This is a genomic window from Streptomyces sp. NPDC107654 (genome assembly GCF_055639035.1).
Genome location: NZ_JBVKBI010000010.1, coordinates 23600 through 44368, shown reverse-complemented (window position 1 = coordinate 44368; position 20769 = coordinate 23600). Strand labels below are relative to the sequence as shown.

The following is a 20769-nucleotide window of genomic DNA, read 5'->3' as shown; positions in this document are numbered from 1 at the left end:
ATCCGCCCCCCTTCGCCGTCCCGCCGACGGCTCAGCCGGCCGAGACCGCCTGCTTCCACAGCGTGTAGGCGACACCGTCGGCACTGCGGTTCAGGCCGGTGGCGTTGATGTTGGCGGTGGTGTCGCAGGAGGAGTGGTAGCAGCGGTCGTAGGCGGCACCCGCCGTGCCGCCCCACTTGGCCGCCTGCGCCGAGGTCTTGCGTGCGCTCGCGCCCATGGCGTAGCCGGAGGTCGGGATGGAGTAGGCCTCGAACGAGTAGTCGTCGGAGCGGCCCGCGCCCTCGGTGTTCTCCTCGGGCCGGAGGTTCAGCGAGTCCCAGTACGCCTTCATCGGCGCGGCGGCGGTGGAGGTGAGGTGGTTGACGAAGTAGCCGCCGTTGGGCGAGGCGACCATGTCGAAGTTGTAGTACGCCTTGATCGCCGAGCGCTGGGCGGCGGTGAGGGAGCGGACGTAGAAGTCCGAGCCGTTGAGGCCGGCCTCCTCGTCCGTCCACCAGCCGAAGCGGACGCGGGCCGCCATCGCGGGGCGGGTCTCGGCGAGTTTCAGGGCGACCTCCAGGAGGGTCGCACTGCCGGAGCCGTTGTCGTTGATGCCGGGGCCGGCGGAGACGCCGTCGAGGTGGGAGCCGAACATGTACACCTTCGACGCGTCGCCGTAGGGCCACTCGGCTATCAGGTTGGGTCCGGCGCCGCGGGTGCAACCGGAGGCGCAGGCCTGCTCGGTGACGGTGTATCCGGCCGCCTGGAGCCTGGCCTTCACATAGGCGACCGAGTCGCGGTAGCCCTGGCCGGTCGATCTGCGGTTGCCGCCGTTGCGGGTCGCTATGGCGCCCAGTTCGGTGAGGTGCGCCTGGACCCTGGTGACGTCGATGTCGGGGGCGGACGCGGCCAGGGTGGGGTCCTGGGGGCGCGAGGAGGCCGCTTCGGCGTTCAGGGGCAGCGCGGCGAGGCCGGTGGCGGCCGTGACGAGCGCGAGGCCTGCCAGGGTGAGTCTGCTCGGTCGTAACACCATGTCTCCTTGTGGGGTGGAGGAAACGGGAGGTGCGCGCACGGCCCGGCCGGGACGTGCCGCTCCCCTCACTATGAGCATGCGCATGCCAAGCACCCGTCAAGCATGAATTCCGGGAAGGATGTTCCCCCTGGGGCTACCGCACGGTAACCGCACCGCCCTACGCTGCCGCCAACTCGACGGCGGCGAAAGGGATTTCGGTGATACGTGGACTGAGACGGCTGGCGGCGCTCGCGGGCGCCGCCGCTCTGCTGGTGGTGGCACCGGGCAACGCCCACGCGGCGTCGCCGAAGTTCTCCGCGACGACGGCCATCGGTACGCACAACGCGTACGAGAAGAGCAAGTACGCGTACTTCGCCCAGGCGTTGGACTCCGGGGCCTCACTGCTGGAGCTGGACGTCTACGTCGACAGCCTCAGCCACCGCTGGCGGGTCAGCCACAGCAACCCGCTGGGCAACGACAACAACTGCGAGGCGGCGAAGACCCCGGGCGAGCTGTACGGCAAGAGCCGGAACCAGGACCTCGGCGGCTGCCTGGACAACATGGCCGCGTGGAACCAGCTCCACCCCGACCACCCGCCGATCCTCGTCAAGGTCGAGATGAAGGTCGGCTTCAACGACAAGGGCGGCCTCGGACCGGACGAGTTCGACACCCTGGTCGCCCAGAAGCTGGGCGGCAGCGTCTACAGGCCGGCCGACCTGCTCGGCGGGACGTACAGCACGCTGGACGCGGCGGCGAAGGCCGACGCCTGGCCCGACCGGGACTCGCTCAGGGGCAAGTTCCTCTTCGACCTGATCCCGGGCACGGTGGAGCAGTCCAACCCGTTCGACGGCTACTGGACGGACGAGGAGTACGGCGACCACCTGCGCGACCTGTACGCGGCCGGCCGCATCTCCTCGGCCCAGGCCTTCCCGGCCGTGCTCGGCGCCGAGAACGGCGACCCGCGCACGAACCGCTACGACGCCTCGATCCGCCCGTGGTTCGTGTTCTTCGACGGTGACGCGGCCAGTTACGTGAACAACGGCTACGACACCTCGTTCTACTCCCGGAACCACTACATCCTGATCGCCACGGACGCCCACAACGTGTCCCCGGCCATCTCCTCCACCAACCCGACGGACGCCGAAGTCGCCGCACGCCTCGCCCTGTTGGCCAGGGACCACGCGAGCATGATCACCTCGGACTGGTCGGCGAAGCCGGCGTCGGTGCTGAGTTCGGTGACCACCCGGAGCTGAGGTTCGGGACGGGCGCTCACGGGGGACAACCTTCACATGCTGCATGGCATCGACGTGAGCGCCTTCCAGTCCTCCGCCTACGGGACGGGCGGCCTCTCCTTCGTCTTCGTGAAGGCGACGGAGGGCCGTTCGTACGTGAACCCGAAACTCGCGGCGCAGACCAAGCGCGCCCGCGACGCGGGCCTGGTCGTCGGTTTCTACCACTTCCTGTGGCCCGGCAACCTCACCGCCCAGGCCGAGTACTTCCTCGACCACGCCCCCGACCGCCGCGGCGACCTCCTCGCCGTCGACTGGGAAACCACCGGCGAGGGCACCCACGCGAGCAACGCGGAGAAGGACCGCTTCATCCGCAGACTCAAGGAGTTGCGACCGCACAACCGGGTCGTGCTCTACTGCAACCGCCACTTCTGGCTGAACGTCGACACCACCTCCTACGCCGGGGACGGTCTGTGGATCGCCGACTACGTCACCGCGGGCAAGCCGCGCATCCAGGCGAAGTGGCGGTTCCACCAGTACACCAGTGACCCCCACGACAAGGACGTGGCGTACTTCGCCGGGGAGGACGAGCTGCGCGACTGGGCCACGCCGTAGGGCCCGGGCGGGATGACCGGGCCCGGACGGCGGGCGCGGGTCAGGCCCGGAAGTCCGCGGGGCGTTCCGGGGTGGCTTCCGCCAGGGCCTTCTCCACGGCGGGCGTGCCGGCGCGGAGGCCGTAGACCGGGGTGCCGGGCTGCTGTCGCCAGGAGTCGTCGAGGCTGCCGGCGTCGACCGTGTCAAAGCCCAGTTCGTCGATCAGGGCCCGGACCGTGCGCTTGGCGGTCTCGTCGTCGCCGGCGACGGGGAGGGCCATGCGGTCGGGGTCGCCCGCGGGGCGGGGGCGGTCCAGGAGGTCCTGGGCGTAGGTGCCGTTGAAGGCCTTGATCACGGGGTGGCCGAGGTGCTGCTCGGTCCAGCGGCTCTCGGTGAGGCCCTCGTCCTCGATGGCGGCGATGCGGCCGTCGCGCTGCGGGTAGTAGTTGCCGGTGTCGATCACCGCGACGCCCTCGGCCGCGCCGTCCAGCAGGCCGGAGGGGAGGTCGGGGACGGCCTTCAGGGGGACGGTGACGATCACGACCCCGGCGCCCTCGGCCGCCTCCTCGGCCCGGACCGCGGTGGCGCCGGTCTCCTCGGCCAGTTCGCGGAGCGTCTCGGGGCCGCGGGAGTTGGCCACGGAGACGTCGTGGCCGAGGGCGGTGAGCCGCCGGGTCAGGTTGCCGCCGATGTTCCCCGCGCCGATGATGCCGATCTTCATGGCTGACCTTCCGGGTAATCCATGCACATGCATGCTTCTGTCCTCCGCGACAACCTCCCCGCGCCCGGGACTATTCCGCCGCCCTCCGGACGGGTGACAGGGTCACTCTCGTTCCCGCAGGCGTTCCAGCGTCTGTTCCAGCTCCGCCAGCAGGACGGCGGCCGCCCGGTCCGCGTCCCCCTCGGTGACGGCCTCGACCAGGGCGGCATGGGAGTCGTCACCGGTCTCCGGGTCCTCGTGGCGCAGCCGGGTGAGGTCCAGCAGGGTCACCAGGCCCTCGCGCAGGACGGGGACGAACTCGGCGAACAGGCCGGTGAGCACGGGGTTGTGGGCGGCGGCGACCACGGCCCCGTGCAGGGCGATGTCGGCCTCCACGAAGCCGGCGTCGTCCCCGCCGGCGGCCGCACGGCGGCCCTCCAGCGCGGTCCGCAGAGCCGTGACGTCCTCGGGGGTGCGGCGCCGTGCGGCCAGCCGGGCCGCCTGCACCTCGACGCCCATGCGGACCTCGTAGACGTCGGTGACCGCGGCCCGGCGCAGCCGGGCGGGCCAGTCCTCGACGGGATCGGTGGCGGTGACGAAGACGCCGGCGCCGTGCCGGGGGCGGACCAGTCCCGCGCCGGCCAGCGCGCGCAGCGCCTCACGGACGGTGGAGCGGCCGACACCGAGCTCCCTGGCCAGAGTGGTCTCACCGGGCAGTTTGGTGCCGACGGGCCAGTGGCCGGCGGCGATCTGCTCCCGGAGGCGCTGCGCGGCCTGTTCGACCAGCGGGCTGGGGCGGAGGGCACCGAGCGGCATCGAGGTCACCAACTTGTCTGAGGAGTTGAGGGTTTCTACTTGTCTGAGGAGCTGAACAGTGACTAGCGTACCGGCATGACGCTTCGCGGTCTGCTTCTCCTCGGCTGCCGCGGCGGGGTTTGACGCGACCGGCACCCCGCCGCGGGGCCCCGCGCTGCCGGTCACCGTCCGACCGAGCCGAGAGGCAGCCGACGATGACCACCACTCCTTCCGTCTGGAACCCGCAGCGTCCCAGCGGGATGCCGTACCACCGCTACCGCCCCTACCAGGACCGCGTGCGCGTCCCCGCCGACGACCGGCACTGGCCCGACGCGCGTCTGGAGCGCGCTCCCCTCTGGGTGCCGGTCGACCTGCGCGACGGCAACCAGGCGCTCGCCGAGCCCATGGACACGCCCCGCAAGCGCCGCCTCTTCGACCTGCTGACCACGGTGGGCTTCAAGGAGATCGAGGTCGGCTACCCCTCCGCCAGCCGCGCGGACTTCGACTTCGTACGGCACCTGGCGCGCGGCGGGGCGGTGCCGGACGACGTGACCCCCGTCGTCTTCACGCCGGCCCGCGCCGACCTGATCGACCGGACCTTCGACGCGATCGAGGGCCTGCCGCGAGCCGTGGTCCACCTCTACATCGCCACCTCGCCGGTGTGGCGGGAGGTGGTCCTGCGCAGAAGCCGGGACGAGGTGTGGCGGACGGTGCGGGAGGCGGCGGAGCACATGGCCCGGCGGGCCGGGGACGCGCCCGGCGTCCGCTTCCAGTTCTCGCCCGAGACCTTCAACCTCACCGAGCCGGACTTCGTCCTCGAACTGTGCGACGGGCTCACCGCGCTGTGGGACGCGGGCCCGGACCGCCCGGTGACCCACAACCTCCCGGCGACCGTGGAGATCGCCACCCCGAACGTCTACGCCGACCAGATCGAGTACCTGCACCGCCACCTCGCCCGCCGCGACTCCGTGGTCCTCTCCGTGCACCCGCACAACGACCGGGGCACCGGTGTCGCCTGCGCCGAACTCGCCGTGCTGGCCGGCGCCCAGAGGGTGGAGGGCTGTCTGTTCGGAAACGGGGAGCGCACCGGCAACGTCGACCTGGTGACCCTCGCCCTCAACCTGTACGCCCAGGGAGTGGACCCGATGGTCGACTTGGGGGACCTCGACGCCGTTCGGGAGACGGTGGAGCACTGCAACCGGCTGCCCGTCCACCCGCGGCACCCCTACGCGGGCGACCTGGTGTACACGGCGTTCTCCGGCACGCACCAGGACGCGATCGGCAAGGGGCTCGCCCGGCACGCCCACCGGGCGAAGGAGCTGGGGGTGCCGGAGAGCGCGGCGCCGTGGTCGGTGCCGTACCTGCCGATCGATCCGGCGGACGTCGGGCGGTCGTACGAGGCGGTGATCCGCGTCAATTCCCAGTCGGGCAAGGGCGGGGTGGCGTACCTGCTGCGCACGCACCACGGCATCGACCTGCCGCCGCGCATGCGGGCCGACTTCGCGCGGGTCGTGCAGGCGGCGACGGACGACAGCGGACGGGAGGCGACACCCCAGGAGCTGTACGAGCTGTTCCGGGCGACCTATCCGACGGAGGGCGCGGTACGGCTGCACGCCTGGTCCACGCACGAGCAGGCGCCCGGTGTGCACCGGTTCGTCTGCACGCTGGAGGCGGGGGGCCGCGTCGGCGACCACGAGGGCACGGGCGCCGGTCCGCTGACCGCGTTCACCGACGCGCTGGCCGGCGCCGGCATCGCGGTCGACGTGCTGGACCTCACGGAGGACACGGCGGCGGCCTTCGCCGAGTGCCGGGTCGGCGGGGTCACGGCCTGGGGCGCGGGAACGGGCCCCTCGGCCGCCGTGCACGCGGTGCTGTCCGCGGTGAACCGGGCGGCGCGGTGACCGGGACGACCGTGCTGCGCGCCGAGGACGTGCACGTCGTCCGGGACGGACGGCCCCTCCTCCAGGAGGTCTCACTGACCGTCCGGGCCGGTGAGCACTGGGCGCTGCTCGGGGCCAACGGCGCGGGCAAGTCCACGCTGCTCGGACTGCTCGGCGCGGTGGTGCATCCGACGCGGGGCACGGTGGAGGTGCTCGGCCACCGGCTGGGACGGGTGGACCTGCGGGAGCTGCGGGCGTTCGTCGGGCACGTGAACCCGCGCCATCCGCTGACCTCGCCGCTGCGGGTGCGGGACGTGGTGCTCACCGGCGTGACGAACTCGGTGGAGCCGGTCCCCCGGTGGCGGCCGACCGCCGAACAGGCGGAGCGGGCCGAGGCGCTGCTGGCCCTGCTGGGCCTTCGCGCACTGCGGGACGCCCGGTGGCCGACGCTCTCGCAGGGGCAGCGCGGCCGGACGCTGATCGCCCGCGCGCTGATGCCCGAGCCACGGCTGCTGCTCCTGGACGAGCCGGCGACCGGACTGGACCTGCCCGGCCGGGAGCGGCTGATCGAGGCCCTGGAGGAGCTGCGGGCGGCACATCCCGCGCTGGCGACGGTACTGGTCACGCACCATCTGGAGGAGCTGCCGGCGGGCACCACGCACGCCGTGCTGCTGCGCGAGGGACGGGTGCTGGCCTGCGGGCCGGTCGGGTCCGTGCTCACCGGCGACCAGGTCGGCTCCTGCTTCGGCCTGCCACTGACGCTGGAGCGGCACGAGGGCCGCTGGAGCGTGCGGATCCGGCGGGCGCGGTGACGGTGTGACGAAGGGGGTGCCCGGGCCGTTCGGCGCGAGCACCCCCTGTCGTCATCGGGTCACTTGTTCAGGTAGGCCCAGAACTCGTCGAACGACAGCACCTTGTCGCCGTTGAGGTCGCGGGACTTGATGACGGCCTCCGCGACCGTCTCGGTGACGTTCCAGTCACCTTGCTGCGCCAGGGCGGACTTGAACTCCGCTGCGGTGATGAATCCGTCACCGTCCGCGTCGATCCGCTGGAACTGCTTGCGTGCTTCCTCGATGTCCGCCACCGATCCGCCCCTTTTGTTCGTGTTTCTCATGCCGTGCTGGCGTACTGACGCTGGTCAGATTAACGGCCCGCGCGAGCACGGAGTGCGGCGACCACCCAGGCGAAGTCCTCGGCGTGCGGCGGAGCGGGCTGCCGGCTGACCACGGCGAGCAGTTCGCGGTAGCGGGCCACGCGCTCGTCGAAGCCGGCCGTCATGCGCTCCAGCGCCTCGGCCCGGTCGGCGCCCGAAGAGCTCGTGCGGCACCTCCCGGGTACTGGAGTCCTGAAGGCCGAGGCCCAGCTCGCGCAGGGTGCGGATCAGCTCCAGGCGGGCGACGCACCCGGCGTCGTAGAACCGGTAGCGGCCGGCCGACCGGGTCACGGGGGCGAGCACGCCCTCGTCGGACCGGTAGCGGATGGTGCGCCCGGTCAGGCCGGTGGCGCGGGTCGGCTCGCCGATGGTGAGAAGTCCGGTGCCGTCGTCGATCACGTCTGCGAGTCTGAGCCCTCCAGTGGGTGGAGACTCGAGGAGTGGGCCTTGGAGAGCTTGCGGGACGTTCTCGACGCGGCGGCGGCCGGGGTCTTCCCGCCGCCGGACGGCGGTACGACGGTCGTACCGCAGCCCTCGCCGCGGGACGCCGGGGTGATGTCGTTCACCGCGCACACCGTGATCTTCACCGACGAGGACCCGGCGTGGATCCGCGCGACCCTGGCCGGCCTGGACTGCGATCCGCTGGCGGCCACCATGAACCCGCGGTTCCTGACCGCCCTCCTGGAGCGGACCGGTCGCCGGGCCGAGACCATCGACGCGGTCCTGGTGGGCGGCCCGCTGCCGGGCGATCCGCCGCTCGCGCTGACGGAGACGCGCGAGGCCCGGCACTCCAGAGCGCGCTACGCCCGGGGCCGGCGCGACGACGTCCGGGTCTGGGCGGCGGACGGCGGGGTGCTGGTCATGGGACGCGGGGTCGCCGGGCGGCTGGAGGTGTCGGTCGAGGTGGACGAGCGCTGCGCGCGGGGGCTCGGACGGCTGCTGGTGACCGCGGCCCGGCACCTCGCCGCCGAGCCGCTGTGGGCACAGGTCGCCCCGGGGAACGCCCGTAGCCTGCGGGCGTTCCAGGCGGCCGGATACCGTCCGGTGGGGGCGGAGCTGCTGCTTCAGCGGAAGATGCCGGTGTGTCCCAGTGAGTAGCGGCCGGGCTGGGGGTAGACGGCGAGCCCGTGCGGGCCGCTGCCGACCTTGATGCGGGCCAGTTGGGCACCGGTTCGGGTGTCGATGGCGTACACCTCGGAGTTGTAGCGGCCGGACAGCCACAGGACCTTGCCGTCGGCGGAGACACCACCCATGTCGGGGCTGCCGCCGCCGGGCAGGTGCCACTTCCTGGTGAGCCGGTCCTGCGTGAAGTCGAAGACGGAGATGGTCCCCTCGCCGCGGTTGGAGATGTACATCTCGCGCGAGTCGCGGCTGACGTAGAGGCCGTGGGCGCCCTTGCCGGTGGCCAGGAAGCGGGGCCGGGTGAACCGGTCGCCGTCCAGGATCCACACGCCGTGGGCCATCATGTCGGCGATGTAGAACAGCTTGCCGTCCGGGGAGATCTTGACGTCCTGCGGCATCGCGCCGCGCAGCGGCAGTTTCTCCTGGGCGACGACCTTCATCCCGGCCGTGTCGACCTTGAGGATCTCCCCGCTGAACTCGCAGGAGACGATGAAGTAGCGGCCGTCGATGGAGAAGTCGGCGTGGTTGACGCCGTAGCAGCTGACCGGGACGGACTTGACGACCTTCATGGTGTGCGCGTCCCGGAAGACCAGTTGGCGGTCCATGGAGGCCATGACGACGGCGTACTTGCCGTCGGGCGTGAAGTACAGGTTGTACGGGTCGTGCACCTCGACCGGTGCGCCGGCCTTGCCGGTCCGCGGGTCGATCGGGGTGAGGCTGTTGCCGAGGTCGTTGTTGACCCACAGGGTCTTCAGGTCCCAGGACGGCACGACGTGCTGGGGCTGGCGTCCGACCTTGATGGTCTCGACGACCCGGTAGGTCGCGGGGTCGATGACGGTGACGGTGTCGGAGTTGGTGTTGGGGACGTAGACCCGGGTGGGGAAGTCCCTGACCACGGGCGAGAGCCGGTTCGGCCGGTCGGCGGCGTACAGGTCCTTCGGGTCCTCGACCGGTGGCATCCCGGGCAACACGTTCACCTGCGGCTTCTTCACCTGCGGCCGGGGCGGCGCCTTGCTGCCGAGGGCCTCGCTCTCGTGGCCCCCGCTGCCGCCGCCGCACGCGGAGAGCAGGGTCAGGGCGGTGACGGCGGCACCGGCGGCCAGCAGGCGGGCGGCTTTCGTGGTTCGCATCAGCTCAGCAGCTCCGTGGTGGTGACCGCGCGCAGTCCGCGGCGGCCGAGTTCGGTCAGGACGTCGGGGAGGGCGGCGACCGTGTCCGGGTAGCCGAAGTGCAGGCTCACCACCGATCCGTCGCGCACACCGGCGAGGACCTCCCGGGTGACGGCGGCGGCGCCGGGGCGGGTGTAGTCGAGGGAGTCGACGTCGTACGACAGCACGTGCGGGTAGCCGGCGGCGCGGGCCAGCCGGGCGACGAGCGGGGAGGCGGACGGGGCACGGGAGGGCCGGAACCAGGTGCCGATGGAGCCGGTGAGCCGCTTCAGCCGTTCGGCGCAGTCGGTGATCTCCCGGCGGGCCTCCGCCTCGGGCAGGGAGTTGACGCCGATGTGCCGCTGGGTGTGGTTGCCGAGGTCGTGGCCGCCGTCGAGGACGCGGCGGGCGAGGTCCGGGTGCTCGTCCAGCCAGCTGCCGACGGCGAGCACGGTGAGCCGGGCGCCGTACCGCTCGGCCGTCGTGAGCAGCGCGCGGGCGAGGGCGGGGTCGCCCTGGCCGTGGAAGGTGAGGGCCACCTGGGGGCGGGTGCGGGGGCCGTGGGTGATCTGGGCGGGGTGGCCCGGGTAGGCCCGGGGGGCGGGGGCCGCCGGCGGGGACGCGGAGGGCGAGGGCGAGCGGGAGGCGGAGGCCGGGGCGGGCGGAGCGGCGGCCTGGCCGGTGCCGCACCCGGTGGCGAGGGCACCGCCGGCCACGATCCCGGCGCCGGCGCGCAGCACGTCACGGCGGTGGGTGGAGGTCACACGCACCATTTAAGGATGGTTTGGTAAGAAAACCGGAGATTAGCCCGGTTCGCCATGGCGTCGGGTCGTGCGACGGCGCCCCGGACGCGGCTGGGGCCTTTCTTCCGGATCAGGCCGGCTCCGGACGACGGTGCCCGTCGGCCGACCTGAGCGGGGTCCGGTGCGTGCAGCCGCGAGGTGGAGGAGGGCGTCGACGCGATGGAGGTCCCCCGTGCGAGCGACGTCGAGTGCGTGGGGGGAGTCGACAACCGACGACAACGCCGCAGATGTGCGTGCCACACCCCGCGACCCCGGCAGGATCCGGAAGAGAGGCCCTAGCGGTCCGCGACCCTCATCTCGAACCACGTCGTCTTGCCCCGCGGCAGCAGGTCCGCGCCCCAGCGGTCGGAGAGCTTGTCCACCAGGAACAGTCCGCGTCCGCTGACGTCGAGTTCCTGGACCGGCATCAGACAGGGCAGCCCGCGCGAGGGGTCGCGGACCTCGACCCGGATCCAGCCGGGGCGCCGGCGCATCCGGAGGCCGAAGACCCGGGCGCCGGTGTGCCGCACGGCGTTGCCGACGAGTTCGGAGACCAGTAAGACGGCGTCCTCGGCCAGCTTGGGGGTGAGCCTCCAGGTGCGCAGGACGACGACCTGGGCGAGCCGGCGGGCGGTGGCGGCGGACTCGGGGCGGGACGGCAGCGGCACTTCCGCCTCCGTCGGGTTCCCGAACAGTTCGAGCGCCTTGAGCGCCTGTTCGTCCTCGACCGCGGGCGACCAGCGCGCCGCGGCTGCACGGCTGTGTCCCCGCGGCTGTTCGATGCCCTCCAGCCCCGCCATGCCCCCATGATGGCCGTCCGGAGCCGCCTTGGGGGCCGTTCCGGAGGAATACGCCCCCCGCACGCCCCCGTTCCGCACCTGTCCGCCGACATATGCCGCCGACATGTCGATGTCCGATACGAACCTGCTGACCTGCGACGACGGCTCACTTCCCGGCAATCGACGGACTCCCTCGACACAGCAGGCTTAAGGCTGCCTTAAGGCTCCCATAAACCGCCCCTTCGAGGGACCCGAACGAGACGACACGTCAACTGCGCCGTCCCTCACCGGAGTTCGGTCAAGCCGTCCACCACACGGACTCAGACGAACTTGGCCTTGCCCGGCCCCTCCTCCACGAAGCTGCGCATGCCCCGCTCGCGGTCCTCGGTGGCGAACAGGCCCGCGAACCAGTTCCGTTCGACGGCGAGCCCCGTGTCGATGTCGGCTTCCAGACCGGTGTCGACGGACTCCTTCGCCGCGCGCAGCGCGATCGCCGGACCCTGGGCGAGCCTCGCGGCCCAGGCGTGCGCCTGCTCGTACACCTCGGCGGCCGGGACGACCCGGTCCACCAGGCCGATGGCGAGGGCCTCGTCGGCCCTGACCTGACGGCCCGTGAAGATGAGGTCCTTCGCCTTGGAGGGGCCGATCAGCCGGGGCAGCCGCTGGGTACCGCCGGCGCCCGGGATCAGGCCGAGCAGGATCTCGGGCTGGCCGAGCTTGGCGTTGTCGGCGGCGATGCGGTAGTCGGCGCACAGGGCCAGCTCGCAGCCGCCGCCGAGCGCGTAGCCGGTGATGGCGGCGACGACGGGCTTGGGGATGCGGGCCACGGCGGTGAAGGAGTCCTGCAGGGCGCGGGAGCGGCGGACCATCGCGGCGTGGTCCATGTTCTGCATCTCCTTGATGTCCGCGCCCGCCGCGAACACCCGCTCACCGCCGTAGATCACCACGGCGCGTACGTCGTCGCGGTCCGTGGCCTCCGCGGCCAGCTCTTTCAGCCGGTCCTGGGTGGCGATGTCCAGCGCGTTCATCGGCGGCCGGTCCAGCCGCAGGGTGCCGACGCCTTCGGCGACTTCGAGAGTGACGGTCATGGAGGCAGGTTAACGGGGACTAACGGCATGGGGCCCGGTGCCGTAGGTCACAGCACCGGGCCCTCACGTCGGACGGGGCTACTTCTTCCAGTCCGCCCACGACATGTTCCAGCCGTTCAGGCCGTTGTCCGGGGCCACCGTGGCGTCGTGCGAGTGCTTGACGACCACCACGTCACCGACCATCGAGTGGTTGAAGAACCAGGCGGCCGGGACGGAGCCGTCGTAGCCGCCGCGCACGTCGCGCAGGCCGACGCAGCCGTGGCTGGCGTTGTAGTTGCCGAAGGCGCCGCCGCCCCAGTAGTTGCCGTGGATGAAGGTGCCGGAGGTGGTGAGGCGGATGGCGTGCGGGACGTCCTTGATGTCGTACTCGCCGCCGTAGCCGACCGTCTCGCCGTTCATCCGGGTGACGGCGAGCTTCTCGCTCATGACCATCTGGCCGTTCCAGGTCTCGTAGCCGGGCTTGCCGGTGGTGACCGGGAGGGTCTTGACGACCTTGCCGTCCTGGGTGACCTTCATCGTGTGCTTCTTGGCGTCCACGACGGACACCTGGTTGCGGCCGATGGTGAACTTCACGGTCTTGCGCTGCTTGCCGTAGACGCCGTCGCGGCCCTCGACGCCGTCCAGGTCGAGGTCGACGGTGACCTTGGTGCCGGCCTTCCAGTACTTCTCGGGGCGGAAGTCCAGGCGGTCGTTGCCGAACCAGTGGCCCTCGACGTCGACGGCCGGCTCGGTCCTGATCCTCACGGCCTTCTCGACCGCCTCCGGGCTGGTGATGCCGCGGGTGAAGCGTATGGAGAACGGCATGCCGACGCCGACGGTGGAGCCGTCCTCGGGCGTGAAGTAGCCGACGAAGGTGTTCTTCGGCGTGAGCGTGGTGAAGCTGGCGTCCTCGGCGGCCTCGCGGCCCTCGGAGTCCTTGGCGACCGCGTGCACCGTGTACTTGGTGGCCGCGGCCAGATGGGTCGACGGCGTCCAGGCGGAGCCGCCGCCGGTGAGGGCGCCGTCGACCTTCGTGCCCTTGGCGTCCTTGACGGTGACCTCGGTCAGCTTGCCCCGGGCCACGCTGACCTTGAGCGCGCCGCTGGTGTCGACACCGGTCGCCCCGGACCTGGGCGCGATGCTGACGGCGGCCGTGGACTGCCCGTCCTTCCGGCCGCCGCCCTTGCCCTTGCCGTCCCCGGAACCGGACCCCGAGTCGTCCCCTCCGCCGCACGCGGAGAGCGTCAGCACCAGGGCGCCGGCTATGACCGCCAGTCCCCTACGGCCCCGCCGCCCCCGAGCCGACGCCCCCGCCACAGGCCGCATGTTCAAGTTGTTCTCCCCTCGCCGGGCCCCTGCTCAGGCCCGCTCCCCACCACTTCGGTGCGCGCATATTAACTGCCAGGTTTTGAGCGGGGCGTCAGGCATAGGTCACCGTTCCGTCGCAACTTCCGCCCGACACCCGCGTCCCGCCCCCACCCCTCACCTGGTCACTTCACCGCGCTGCCCGCTTTCCACTCCTTCCAGCCCATGTTCCACCCGCCGAGGCCGTTGTCGGGAGCGACGGTTTTGTCCTTGCTGTTCACCACCTCGACGACGTCCCCGACGAGGCTGCGGTCGAAGAACCAGCCGGCCGGGGTGTCCGAGCCGCCGCCCTTGACGTCCCTCAGACCCACGCAGCCGTGGCTGATGTTGACCTGTCCGGGGGCGTCCGGGGCCCAGTAGTTGCCGTGCAGGAAGGTTCCGGAGTCGGTGAGCTTCATGGCGTGCGGGACGTCGGGGATGTCGTACTCGGCGCCGAGGCCGACCGTCTGGCTGTTCATGCGGGTCACCTCCAGCATGTCCATCACCACCATCTTCCCGTTGTACGTCGGGTGCTTGGGGGCGCCCGCGGTGATGGGGACGGTGGCCAGGAGCTGCCCGTCGCGCCGCACCTCCATGGTGTGCTCGGCCGCGTCGACCAGGGAGACCTGGCTGCGGCCGACGGTGAAGGAGAACGTCTTGTCCTGCAGGCCGTAGACACCGCGGGCGCCCTCGACGTCCCGCAGGCCCAGGTCGACGGTGACCTCGGTACCGGGCTTCCAGTAGCGCTCGGGGCGGAAGTCCAGGCGGCCCTTGCCGAACCAGTGCGGGCGGATCTCGACCGGGGGCCGGGCGCTGACGCGGACGGCGCGTTCCACGGCGGCCCGGTCGGTGATCTCCTGGCTGAAGGAGAGCGAGACGATCATGCCGGTGCCGACGGTGGCCCGGTTCTCCGGGCTGACGTAGGCGATGAACCGCTGGTCGGGGACGTAGGTGGTGAAGGTGGTGTGCCGGGCCGAGCGGCGGCCGTGGGAGTCCAGCGCGACCACGTCGACGGTGTACTTCGCGGCCAGCGCCAGCCGGTCCTCGTCCGGCCGCCAGGTCAGCCCGTCCTCCCCGATCCGCCCCGGGACCGGGGAGTCCTGGGCGTCCTGCGACTTCACCACGGTGACCTTCTCCAGCCGCCCGCCGGGCACCCGGACCAGCAGCCGGTCGCCGGGGCGTACGGCCTTGCTGCCGTCGTCGGGGGTCACCCGGATGACGTCCTCGGGGGGCGGCGGCTCGCCCAGTGCCCCGCCCATGCCCAGCGGGCCCGGTCCGTCCGCGGAGCAGCCCGCGAGCAGCCCCGCCCATGTCAGTACGGCGGCCAGCGCGGCCCCCGCGCGCCGTGCGCGTCCAGTTGCGTGCCTCACGCGAGACTCAACGACGGCGCCCGCTCCGGGGAAACGTGAGTGCGAGCCACGCGGTGGGCAGAACAGAGGGAAGGACGACAGGCCGGGAGCCTCCGCCACTGGGAGCGCCCCCGGCCCGACACGAGCCGTCGGGGCGCAGCCGTACCGGCGGCCGGGGCGCCGCGCGGGTGCGCTCCCGGCTTCCCGGTGGGGCCGACCGCTGGCGCGCCACTGAGAAGAGGGGCCGACAGTGACGAGCGCAGCCGAGCAGCGGGCGCCGGCCGGGGAGCCGGCCGCCGGGAGCGGGCAACCGGCGGCGGCGAAGGGCGCCCGGCGGGCCGTGCCCCCCGTCCCGGCCGTGTGGCCGGGCGCGCCGACCCCGCTGGGGGCCCGGTTCCGGGTCGGCCCGGACGGGGTCGCGGGCACCAACTTCGCGTTGTGGGCGGCCGGTGCGGAGGCGGTCCGGGTGTGCCTCTTCGACGAGCACGGCCGGGAGACACGGATCCCGCTGACCGAACTGACGCACGAGATCTGGCACGGCTTCGTGCCGGGCGTGATGCCCGGACAGCGGTACGGCTACCGGGTGGAGGGCCGCTGGGACCCGTGGACCGGCGCCCGCTGGAACCCGGCGAAGCTGCTGCTCGACCCGTACGCGCGCGCGGTGGACGGGGAGTTCCGGCTCCCTCCGGAGGTGTACGGGCACGTGCGGGACTGGCCGGACCAGTCGGTCGCCGACACCGTGCGCGACGAGCGGGACTCGGCGCCGTACGTCCCGAAGGGCGTCGTCGTCCACGACGACGACGACTGGTCCGACGACCACCGCCCCAAGACGCCCTGGGCGGACTCGGTCATCTACGAACTGCACGTGCGCGGCTTCACCCGGCTGCACCCGGACATACCCGAGGAACTGCGCGGCACCTACGCGGGGCTCGCGCACCCGGCCGCGATCGAGCACCTGGTGAGACTGGGCGTCACGGCCGTCGAACTGCTGCCCGTCCACCAGTTCGCGCACGAGGACCACCTGCTGCGCCGGGGCCTGCGCAACTACTGGGGCTACAACTCCATCGGCTACTTCGCCCCGCACGCGGCCTACGCGGCCTCCGGTACGGCCGGCGGGCAGGTCGGCGAGTTCAAGCGGATGGTGCGCGCGCTGCACGCGGCCGGCATCGAGGTGATCCTCGACGTGGTCTACAACCACACCGCGGAGGCGGGCGAGCTGGGGCCGACGCTGTCCCTGAAGGGCATCGACAACCGCGGCTACTACCGGCTCCAGGGCGACGCCCGCCGGTACGCCGACTACACCGGCTGCGGCAACACCCTGCACGTCGTCCAGCCCCACGTGCTGCGCCTGATCACCGACTCGCTGCGCTACTGGGTGACCGAGATGGGCGTGGACGGCTTCCGCTTCGACCTCGCGGCGGCGCTGGCCCGCTCGATGCACGACGTCGACATGCTCTCCCCGTTCCTGGCGGTCATCGCCCAGGACCCGGTGCTGCGCCGGGTGAAGCTGATCGCCGAGCCGTGGGACATCGGTTCCGGCGGCTACCAGGTGGGTGCCTTCCCACCCCTGTGGACCGAGTGGAACGACCGCTACCGCAACGCGGTCCGGGACTTCTGGCGGCACGCCCTGCCCGACGTGCGGGAGATGGGCTACCGCCTCTCCGGCTCCAGCGACCTGTACGCCTGGGGCGGCCGGCGCCCGTACGCCTCCGTCAACTTCGTCACCGCGCACGACGGCTTCACCCTGCGCGACCTGGTGTCGTACCAGACCAAGCACAACGAGGCCAACGGCGAGAACAACCGGGACGGCACCGACGACAACCGCTCCTGGAACTGCGGCGCCGAGGGCGAGACCGACGACGAGGACGTACGGGCCCTGCGCCGCAGACAACTGCGGAACCTGCTGACCACCCTGCTGCTGTCGACCGGTGTGCCCATGCTGGTCGCGGGCGACGAACTGGGCCGCACCCAGCGCGGCAACAACAATGCCTACTGCCAGGACAACGAGATCAGCTGGCTGGACTGGTCGCTGCTGGAGGAGCCCGGCTGGCGGGCGCTGTACGAGCTGACCTCGCGTCTGATCGCGCTGCGCCACCGGCATCCGGTGCTGCGCCGACGGGCCTTCTTCTCCGGGCGCGCGCAGACCGCGGACGGGCTGCGGGACCTGGCCTGGTTCACCGCGCGGGGCGCGGAGATGACCGAGGCCGACTGGTACGCGCCCGCCGCCACGCTCGGCATGTACCTGTCCGGGCGGGACATCCCCGGCCGCGACGAGCGGGGCGCGCCGGTGGTGGACGACAGCTTCCTGGCGGTGCTGCACGCGGGCGACGGGCCGACCGGTTTCCTCCTGCCCGGGCCGCCCTGGGCGGGGCGGTACGAGGTGGTCGTGGACACCTCTGCGGAGGACCAGGCCGAACCGCCGGGTACGGTCCACCGGGCGGGGGCGGAGATCACGGTTCCGGCACGGACGGTGCTGCTGCTGCGGGTGGCGTGAGCCGGTACGGCTCCGTGCGTGACGCGGATCACGCCCCCCCGAGTGCAGCGCCGACGGGGGTCAAGGGCCTTTCTCCTGGTGAAGACAGCCGGCGAGAACGGGGACCGTGGGAATGGAGCAGACCAGGGCCGGTGAGTACGACGCGTTCGTGGCGGCCCGCTGGTCGGTGTTGTTCCATCTCGCCCGTCTGCTCACCGGAGGGGACCGGCACCGCGCCGAGGACCTGTTGCAGGAGTCCTTGGTCAAACTGTGGTTCGTCTGGCCGAGGGTCGCCGACGAGGCGCCGGAGGCCTATGTGCGCAAGGTGCTGGCGCGGGCCGCGGCGCGTTCGGCCCGGCGGCGCTGGTGGGGCGAGCGGCCCGTGGAGCAGCTGCCGGAGGTCGCGGCGGCCGGTGACATGTCGGCGACCGTGGCCGAGCGGTCCCGGCTGGAGGCGGCGCTCGCCCAGCTGACGCCGCAGCAGCGGGCCGCCGTGGTCCTGCGGTACTACCAGGACCTGCCCGACCGGCAGGTCGCGGAGACCCTGGGCTGCCCGGTGGGCACGGCCCGGTCCCATGCCGCGCGCGGGGTGGCCCGGCTGCGCCGGCTCCTGGCCGACGTCATCGAGCCGGTGGGGTGAGGGAGGAGTCATGGACCACTTCGAGCGGCAGTTGACGCAGCTCATGCAGCAGGACCGGCAGCCGGCGTCCTTCGAGGCCCGGCACCGGGAGGCGCTGCGCGCGGGGGTGCGGGCCCGGCGCCGGGTGCGCACCGCGCGCCGGACGGCCGGCTCCGTGCTGGCGGTGGCCGGGCTCGGCCTGGGCCTGTTCCTGTGGCCGCACGGCCACACCGTCGACCGGCCCAGCGCACCCCGGCCCATGGTCAGCCCGGCACCGACGCCGAGCAGTTCGCCGACCGTCTCGCCGACCCTGTCGCCGAGCGCGCCGCCGTCCGCGCCGTCCGCGCCGTCCTCCACGCCGACGTTCACCGCGACGCCGGACGGGACCTCGGTCACCTCCGAGCCGCCCGCGAGCACCGGCGCTCCGGCCACCGCCACGCACGCGCCGCCACCGGCCACCTCCACCGCCCGCTACGACAGCACCCCACCGCCGGCCACCGCCTCGGTCAGCGCGCCCGCCGAACCGTCGGACGAACCCTCGTCCCTGGTGAGCGCGAGCGACTAGCCGCCTCCCGTCCCGGCCGCCCGCGCCTGCCCTCGGCATGCCCGAAACACCAGAACAAACGGGGAATCACGTGACATACATCCGACCGAGCCGATCGAGCAGGCCGGACCGGCCTCCGGCCCCGCTGGCGGCCCCGGCACCCCGGCGCACCCCGCTGCGGGCGGCCGCGGCCGCGGACGGGGAGCCCGTCCTGGACGTGGCCGTGCCGGTGTTCAACGAGGAGAAGGACCTGGAGCCCAACGTCCGGCGGCTGCACACGCACCTGCGGGACACCTTCCCCTACCCGTTCCGGATCACCATCGCCGACAACGCGAGCACCGACCGCACCCCGGCCATCGCCGCCCGGCTGGCCGCCGAGCTCCCCGAGGTGAGCTCGCTGCGGCTGCCCCGGAAAGGCCGCGGCCGGGCCCTCAGGGCCGCCTGGTCCGGGTCCCGGGCGCCCGTGCTGGCGTACCTCGACGTGGACCTGTCCACCGGGCTCGCCGCGCTGCTGCCGCTGGTCGCCCCGCTGATCTCGGGCCACTCCGACCTGGCCATCGGCACCCGGCTGGCGCCCGGCGCGCGGGTGGTGCGCGGAACCAAGCGCGAGGTCATATCCCGCTGCTACAACGTGCTGCTGCGGTGCACGCTCGCCGTCGGGTTCTCCGACGCCCAGTGCGGGTTCAAGGCGGTCCGGCGGGAGACCGCCGAGCGGCTGCTGCCGCTGGTGCGGGACGGGGAGTGGTTCTTCGACACCGAACTGCTGGTGCTCGCCGAGCGGGCGGGCCTGAGGATCCACGAGGTGCCGGTGGACTGGGTCGACGACCCGGACAGCAGCGTCGACATCCTCGCCACCGCGCTCGCGGACCTGCGCGGCATCGCCCGGATGCGGCGCACCCTGGCCCGCCGCCGGCCCGGGCCGGTGGTCCGGTGACCGCGACCCTGCCCCACATACGCCCCGCCGCCCCCGGCTCCGCGCCCGACTCCCGGCTGCGGGCCGCCGCCCGCCGGCACGGGCCCGTGCTCGCCGTGTTCGGCACGCTGAAGCTGACCGGTTTCTGCTCCTTCCTGTACCTGCTGTCCTCCGCCGGCGACTACCGCGGCAAGCACCCCCGGTTCGGCGGCGGAGCGCACGCCTGGGACGTGCTGGCCACCTGGGACGGCTGGTGGTACCAGCAGATCGCGCTGCACGGCTACGACCCGAAACTCGTCCCGGTCCCGGGCGCCACCGGCCTGATCACGCTGGAGGGCAACTCGGCGGCGTTCTTCCCGCTGTACCCGGCCCTGATCCGGCTGACCTCCGCGGTCACCGGCCTCGGCTCCTACGGCGCCGGGCTGCTGGTCTCGATCCTCGCCTCCTTCGCCGCCGCCCTCGGCATCTACGCCGTCGCCGAGCGCTTCGGCGGCCGGCGGGCCGGGCTCGCGGCGGCCGGGCTCTGGGCGGTGTGGCCGGGCTCCGGCGTGGAGTGGGCGGTCTACTCCGACTCCCTCTACGTGGCCCTGGCCGCCTGGGCCTGCCACGCCATCCTCACCCGCCGCTGGCTCACCGCCGGGGTGCTCACCTTCGCGGCCGGCCTCAACCGGCCCACGGCCGCCGCGCTGATCGCCGCGCTCGGCGTGGCCGCGCTGCTCTCCCTGCGCCGCCGCGAGGACGGCGCGCTGCGCCCCCTGCTCGCCACGGCCCTGGCCCCGCTGGGGCTGCTCGGCTATCTGCTCTGGGTCGGCAACGAGATGGGCGACCTCGGCGGCTACTTCAAGCTCCAGTCGGGCGCCTGGGCACACCGGTTCGACTACGGCAAGCAGACCTGGGACGTGCTGACGTCCGTCCCCGTGGGCAAGTTCGACTACCTCTTCGCGTACCCCTTCGCGGACGTCATCTCGGTCGGCGTCATCCTGCTCGCCTGCGCCCTGCTCCCCCTGCTGCTGCGACTGCGCCCGCCGGCGGTGCTGATCCTCTACACCGTCCTCACCCTGGCCCTGGTCCTCGGCAGCCAGCAGATCGTCGCCAACATCTCCCGCTACCTGCTCCCCTGCTTCCCCCTCTTCCTCCCCCTCGCGGTCGCCATGCGCCGCCTGAGCCTGCCCGTCCAGTACACCCTGCTGACCATCGCGGCCCTGGCCTCCGGCTCGTACGCGGGGTACGCGCTGTTCGAACTGGGGGTGCCGTGATCCCGCCGGGCGGGGGCGGGGAGATCCGCTG

Annotated in this window: 19 protein-coding genes and 3 pseudogenes; 10 read left to right on the top strand and 12 right to left on the bottom strand. The window is 72.6% G+C overall.

All coding sequences use genetic code 11. The features are described 5' to 3' along the window. Positions 1-34: 34 nt before the first annotated feature. Positions 35-1012 (bottom strand): annotated as a pseudogene (locus ACZ7N4_RS19330) (M28 family metallopeptidase); the annotation flags it as partial. Positions 1013-1212: 200 nt separating this feature from the next. On the opposite strand from ACZ7N4_RS19330, the gene ACZ7N4_RS19325 reads away from it, so the two are divergent. Both ACZ7N4_RS19325 and ACZ7N4_RS19320 read left to right on the top strand, forming a co-directional pair. Further along, on the top strand, positions 1213-2244 hold the full coding sequence (locus tag ACZ7N4_RS19325) for a phosphatidylinositol-specific phospholipase C domain-containing protein (protein ID WP_471359735.1): 1032 nt from the start codon (positions 1213-1215) through the stop codon (positions 2242-2244). A 36-nt stretch (positions 2245-2280) separates the two neighbouring features. Further along, the gene (locus tag ACZ7N4_RS19320; RefSeq protein ID WP_471359533.1) at positions 2281-2835 is read left to right on the top strand and encodes a glycoside hydrolase family 25 protein; all 555 of its coding nucleotides are present in this window, start codon (positions 2281-2283) and stop codon (positions 2833-2835) included. A gap of 40 nt (positions 2836-2875) precedes the next feature. On the opposite strand, the gene ACZ7N4_RS19315 is transcribed toward ACZ7N4_RS19320, so the two are convergent. Beyond that, complete coding sequence (locus ACZ7N4_RS19315; protein ID WP_471359532.1) at positions 2876-3535, bottom strand: NADPH-dependent F420 reductase; 660 nt, start codon at positions 3533-3535, stop codon at positions 2876-2878. 102 nt (positions 3536-3637) lie between these two features. Further along, the gene (locus ACZ7N4_RS19310; protein ID WP_471359531.1) at positions 3638-4330 is read right to left on the bottom strand and encodes a FadR/GntR family transcriptional regulator; all 693 of its coding nucleotides are present in this window, start codon (positions 4328-4330) and stop codon (positions 3638-3640) included. A gap of 194 nt (positions 4331-4524) precedes the next feature. On the opposite strand from ACZ7N4_RS19310, the gene ACZ7N4_RS19305 reads away from it, so the two are divergent. Together ACZ7N4_RS19305 and ACZ7N4_RS19300 are read left to right on the top strand one after the other, a co-directional pair. Further along, positions 4525-6210 carry a 2-isopropylmalate synthase gene (locus tag ACZ7N4_RS19305; RefSeq protein WP_471359530.1) on the top strand — a complete coding sequence of 562 codons (1686 nt, stop codon included), beginning with the start codon at positions 4525-4527 and terminating at the stop codon, positions 6208-6210. Next, positions 6207-7001, top strand: a complete 795-nt coding sequence (locus ACZ7N4_RS19300; protein WP_471359529.1) for an ABC transporter ATP-binding protein — start codon at positions 6207-6209, stop codon at positions 6999-7001. The genes ACZ7N4_RS19305 and ACZ7N4_RS19300 overlap by 4 nt, the downstream gene beginning before the upstream one ends. Before the next feature lie 59 nt (positions 7002-7060). On the opposite strand, the gene ACZ7N4_RS19295 is transcribed toward ACZ7N4_RS19300, so the two are convergent. The 3 genes and pseudogenes from ACZ7N4_RS19295 to ACZ7N4_RS19285 form a co-directional block, all read right to left on the bottom strand. Further along, positions 7061-7273 carry an EF-hand domain-containing protein gene (locus ACZ7N4_RS19295; RefSeq protein WP_189306000.1) on the bottom strand — a complete coding sequence of 71 codons (213 nt, stop codon included), beginning with the start codon at positions 7271-7273 and terminating at the stop codon, positions 7061-7063. Between the two features lie 59 nt (positions 7274-7332). Next, positions 7333-7467 carry a hypothetical protein gene (locus ACZ7N4_RS19290; protein ID WP_471359742.1) on the bottom strand — a complete coding sequence of 45 codons (135 nt, stop codon included), beginning with the start codon at positions 7465-7467 and terminating at the stop codon, positions 7333-7335. A gap of 63 nt (positions 7468-7530) precedes the next feature. Continuing rightward, positions 7531-7741, bottom strand: a pseudogene (locus ACZ7N4_RS19285) (MerR family transcriptional regulator); the annotation flags it as partial. A 48-nt stretch (positions 7742-7789) separates the two neighbouring features. On the opposite strand from ACZ7N4_RS19285, the gene ACZ7N4_RS19280 reads away from it, so the two are divergent. Beyond that, positions 7790-8440, top strand: coding sequence for a GNAT family N-acetyltransferase (locus ACZ7N4_RS19280; RefSeq protein WP_471359528.1), 651 nt, complete (start codon positions 7790-7792; stop codon positions 8438-8440). Here ACZ7N4_RS19280 and ACZ7N4_RS19275 read toward each other — a convergent pair. The 6 genes from ACZ7N4_RS19275 to ACZ7N4_RS19250 all read right to left on the bottom strand — a co-directional run bounded on the left by ACZ7N4_RS19275 (position 8407) and on the right by ACZ7N4_RS19250 (position 14954). After that, positions 8407-9594 (bottom strand): YncE family protein, encoded by a 1188-nt coding sequence (locus ACZ7N4_RS19275; RefSeq protein ID WP_471359527.1) that lies wholly within the window; start codon positions 9592-9594, stop codon positions 8407-8409. The genes ACZ7N4_RS19280 and ACZ7N4_RS19275 overlap by 34 nt on opposite strands. After that, complete coding sequence (locus ACZ7N4_RS19270) at positions 9594-10385, bottom strand: polysaccharide deacetylase family protein (protein WP_471359526.1); 792 nt, start codon at positions 10383-10385, stop codon at positions 9594-9596. The genes ACZ7N4_RS19275 and ACZ7N4_RS19270 overlap by 1 nt, the downstream gene beginning before the upstream one ends. A gap of 305 nt (positions 10386-10690) precedes the next feature. Then, positions 10691-11194: an ATP-binding protein gene (locus tag ACZ7N4_RS19265; protein WP_471359525.1), complete on the bottom strand. Its 504-nt coding sequence runs from the start codon at positions 11192-11194 to the stop codon at positions 10691-10693. A gap of 299 nt (positions 11195-11493) precedes the next feature. Further along, complete coding sequence (locus ACZ7N4_RS19260) at positions 11494-12261, bottom strand: enoyl-CoA hydratase/isomerase family protein (protein ID WP_471359524.1); 768 nt, start codon at positions 12259-12261, stop codon at positions 11494-11496. Between the two features lie 78 nt (positions 12262-12339). Next, positions 12340-13566: a L,D-transpeptidase gene (locus tag ACZ7N4_RS19255; RefSeq protein ID WP_471359734.1), complete on the bottom strand. Its 1227-nt coding sequence runs from the start codon at positions 13564-13566 to the stop codon at positions 12340-12342. A 164-nt stretch (positions 13567-13730) separates the two neighbouring features. Next, entirely contained in the window at positions 13731-14954 is a 1224-nt protein-coding gene (locus ACZ7N4_RS19250; protein ID WP_471359523.1) for a L,D-transpeptidase, read from the bottom strand. A 229-nt stretch (positions 14955-15183) separates the two neighbouring features. On the opposite strand from ACZ7N4_RS19250, the gene glgX reads away from it, so the two are divergent. The 5 genes and pseudogenes from glgX to ACZ7N4_RS19225 all read left to right on the top strand — a co-directional run bounded on the left by glgX (position 15184) and on the right by ACZ7N4_RS19225 (position 20738). Further along, on the top strand, positions 15184-17427 hold the full coding sequence (gene glgX, locus ACZ7N4_RS19245; protein ID WP_471359522.1) for a glycogen debranching protein GlgX: 2244 nt from the start codon (positions 15184-15186) through the stop codon (positions 17425-17427). Positions 17428-17539: 112 nt separating this feature from the next. After that, positions 17540-18046, top strand: coding sequence for a SigE family RNA polymerase sigma factor (locus ACZ7N4_RS19240; RefSeq protein WP_471359521.1), 507 nt, complete (start codon positions 17540-17542; stop codon positions 18044-18046). A gap of 10 nt (positions 18047-18056) precedes the next feature. After that, complete coding sequence (locus tag ACZ7N4_RS19235) at positions 18057-18590, top strand: hypothetical protein (RefSeq protein ID WP_471359520.1); 534 nt, start codon at positions 18057-18059, stop codon at positions 18588-18590. Positions 18591-18627: 37 nt separating this feature from the next. Beyond that, positions 18628-19476: pseudogene (locus tag ACZ7N4_RS19230) on the top strand (dolichyl-phosphate beta-glucosyltransferase); the annotation flags it as partial. A gap of 23 nt (positions 19477-19499) precedes the next feature. Beyond that, entirely contained in the window at positions 19500-20738 is a 1239-nt protein-coding gene (locus tag ACZ7N4_RS19225; protein WP_471359519.1) for a hypothetical protein, read from the top strand. Positions 20739-20769 lie beyond the last annotated feature (31 nt).

Coding starts and splice junctions, on each gene's coding strand:
- ACZ7N4_RS19315 (WP_471359532.1), bottom strand. CDS start 3,535: ATGAAGATCGGCATCATCGGCGCGGGGAACATCGGCGGCAACCTGACC.
- ACZ7N4_RS19240 (WP_471359521.1), top strand. CDS start 17,540: ATGGAGCAGACCAGGGCCGGTGAGTACGACGCGTTCGTGGCGGCCCGC.
- ACZ7N4_RS19235 (WP_471359520.1), top strand. CDS start 18,057: ATGGACCACTTCGAGCGGCAGTTGACGCAGCTCATGCAGCAGGACCGG.
- ACZ7N4_RS19265 (WP_471359525.1), bottom strand. CDS start 11,194: ATGGCGGGGCTGGAGGGCATCGAACAGCCGCGGGGACACAGCCGTGCA.
- ACZ7N4_RS19275 (WP_471359527.1), bottom strand. CDS start 9,594: ATGCGAACCACGAAAGCCGCCCGCCTGCTGGCCGCCGGTGCCGCCGTC.
- ACZ7N4_RS19270 (WP_471359526.1), bottom strand. CDS start 10,385: ATGGTGCGTGTGACCTCCACCCACCGCCGTGACGTGCTGCGCGCCGGC.
- ACZ7N4_RS19290 (WP_471359742.1), bottom strand. CDS start 7,467: ATGACGGCCGGCTTCGACGAGCGCGTGGCCCGCTACCGCGAACTGCTC.
- ACZ7N4_RS19310 (WP_471359531.1), bottom strand. CDS start 4,330: ATGCCGCTCGGTGCCCTCCGCCCCAGCCCGCTGGTCGAACAGGCCGCG.
- ACZ7N4_RS19260 (WP_471359524.1), bottom strand. CDS start 12,261: ATGACCGTCACTCTCGAAGTCGCCGAAGGCGTCGGCACCCTGCGGCTG.
- ACZ7N4_RS19305 (WP_471359530.1), top strand. CDS start 4,525: ATGACCACCACTCCTTCCGTCTGGAACCCGCAGCGTCCCAGCGGGATG.
- ACZ7N4_RS19320 (WP_471359533.1), top strand. CDS start 2,281: ATGCTGCATGGCATCGACGTGAGCGCCTTCCAGTCCTCCGCCTACGGG.
- ACZ7N4_RS19255 (WP_471359734.1), bottom strand. CDS start 13,566: ATGCGGCCTGTGGCGGGGGCGTCGGCTCGGGGGCGGCGGGGCCGTAGG.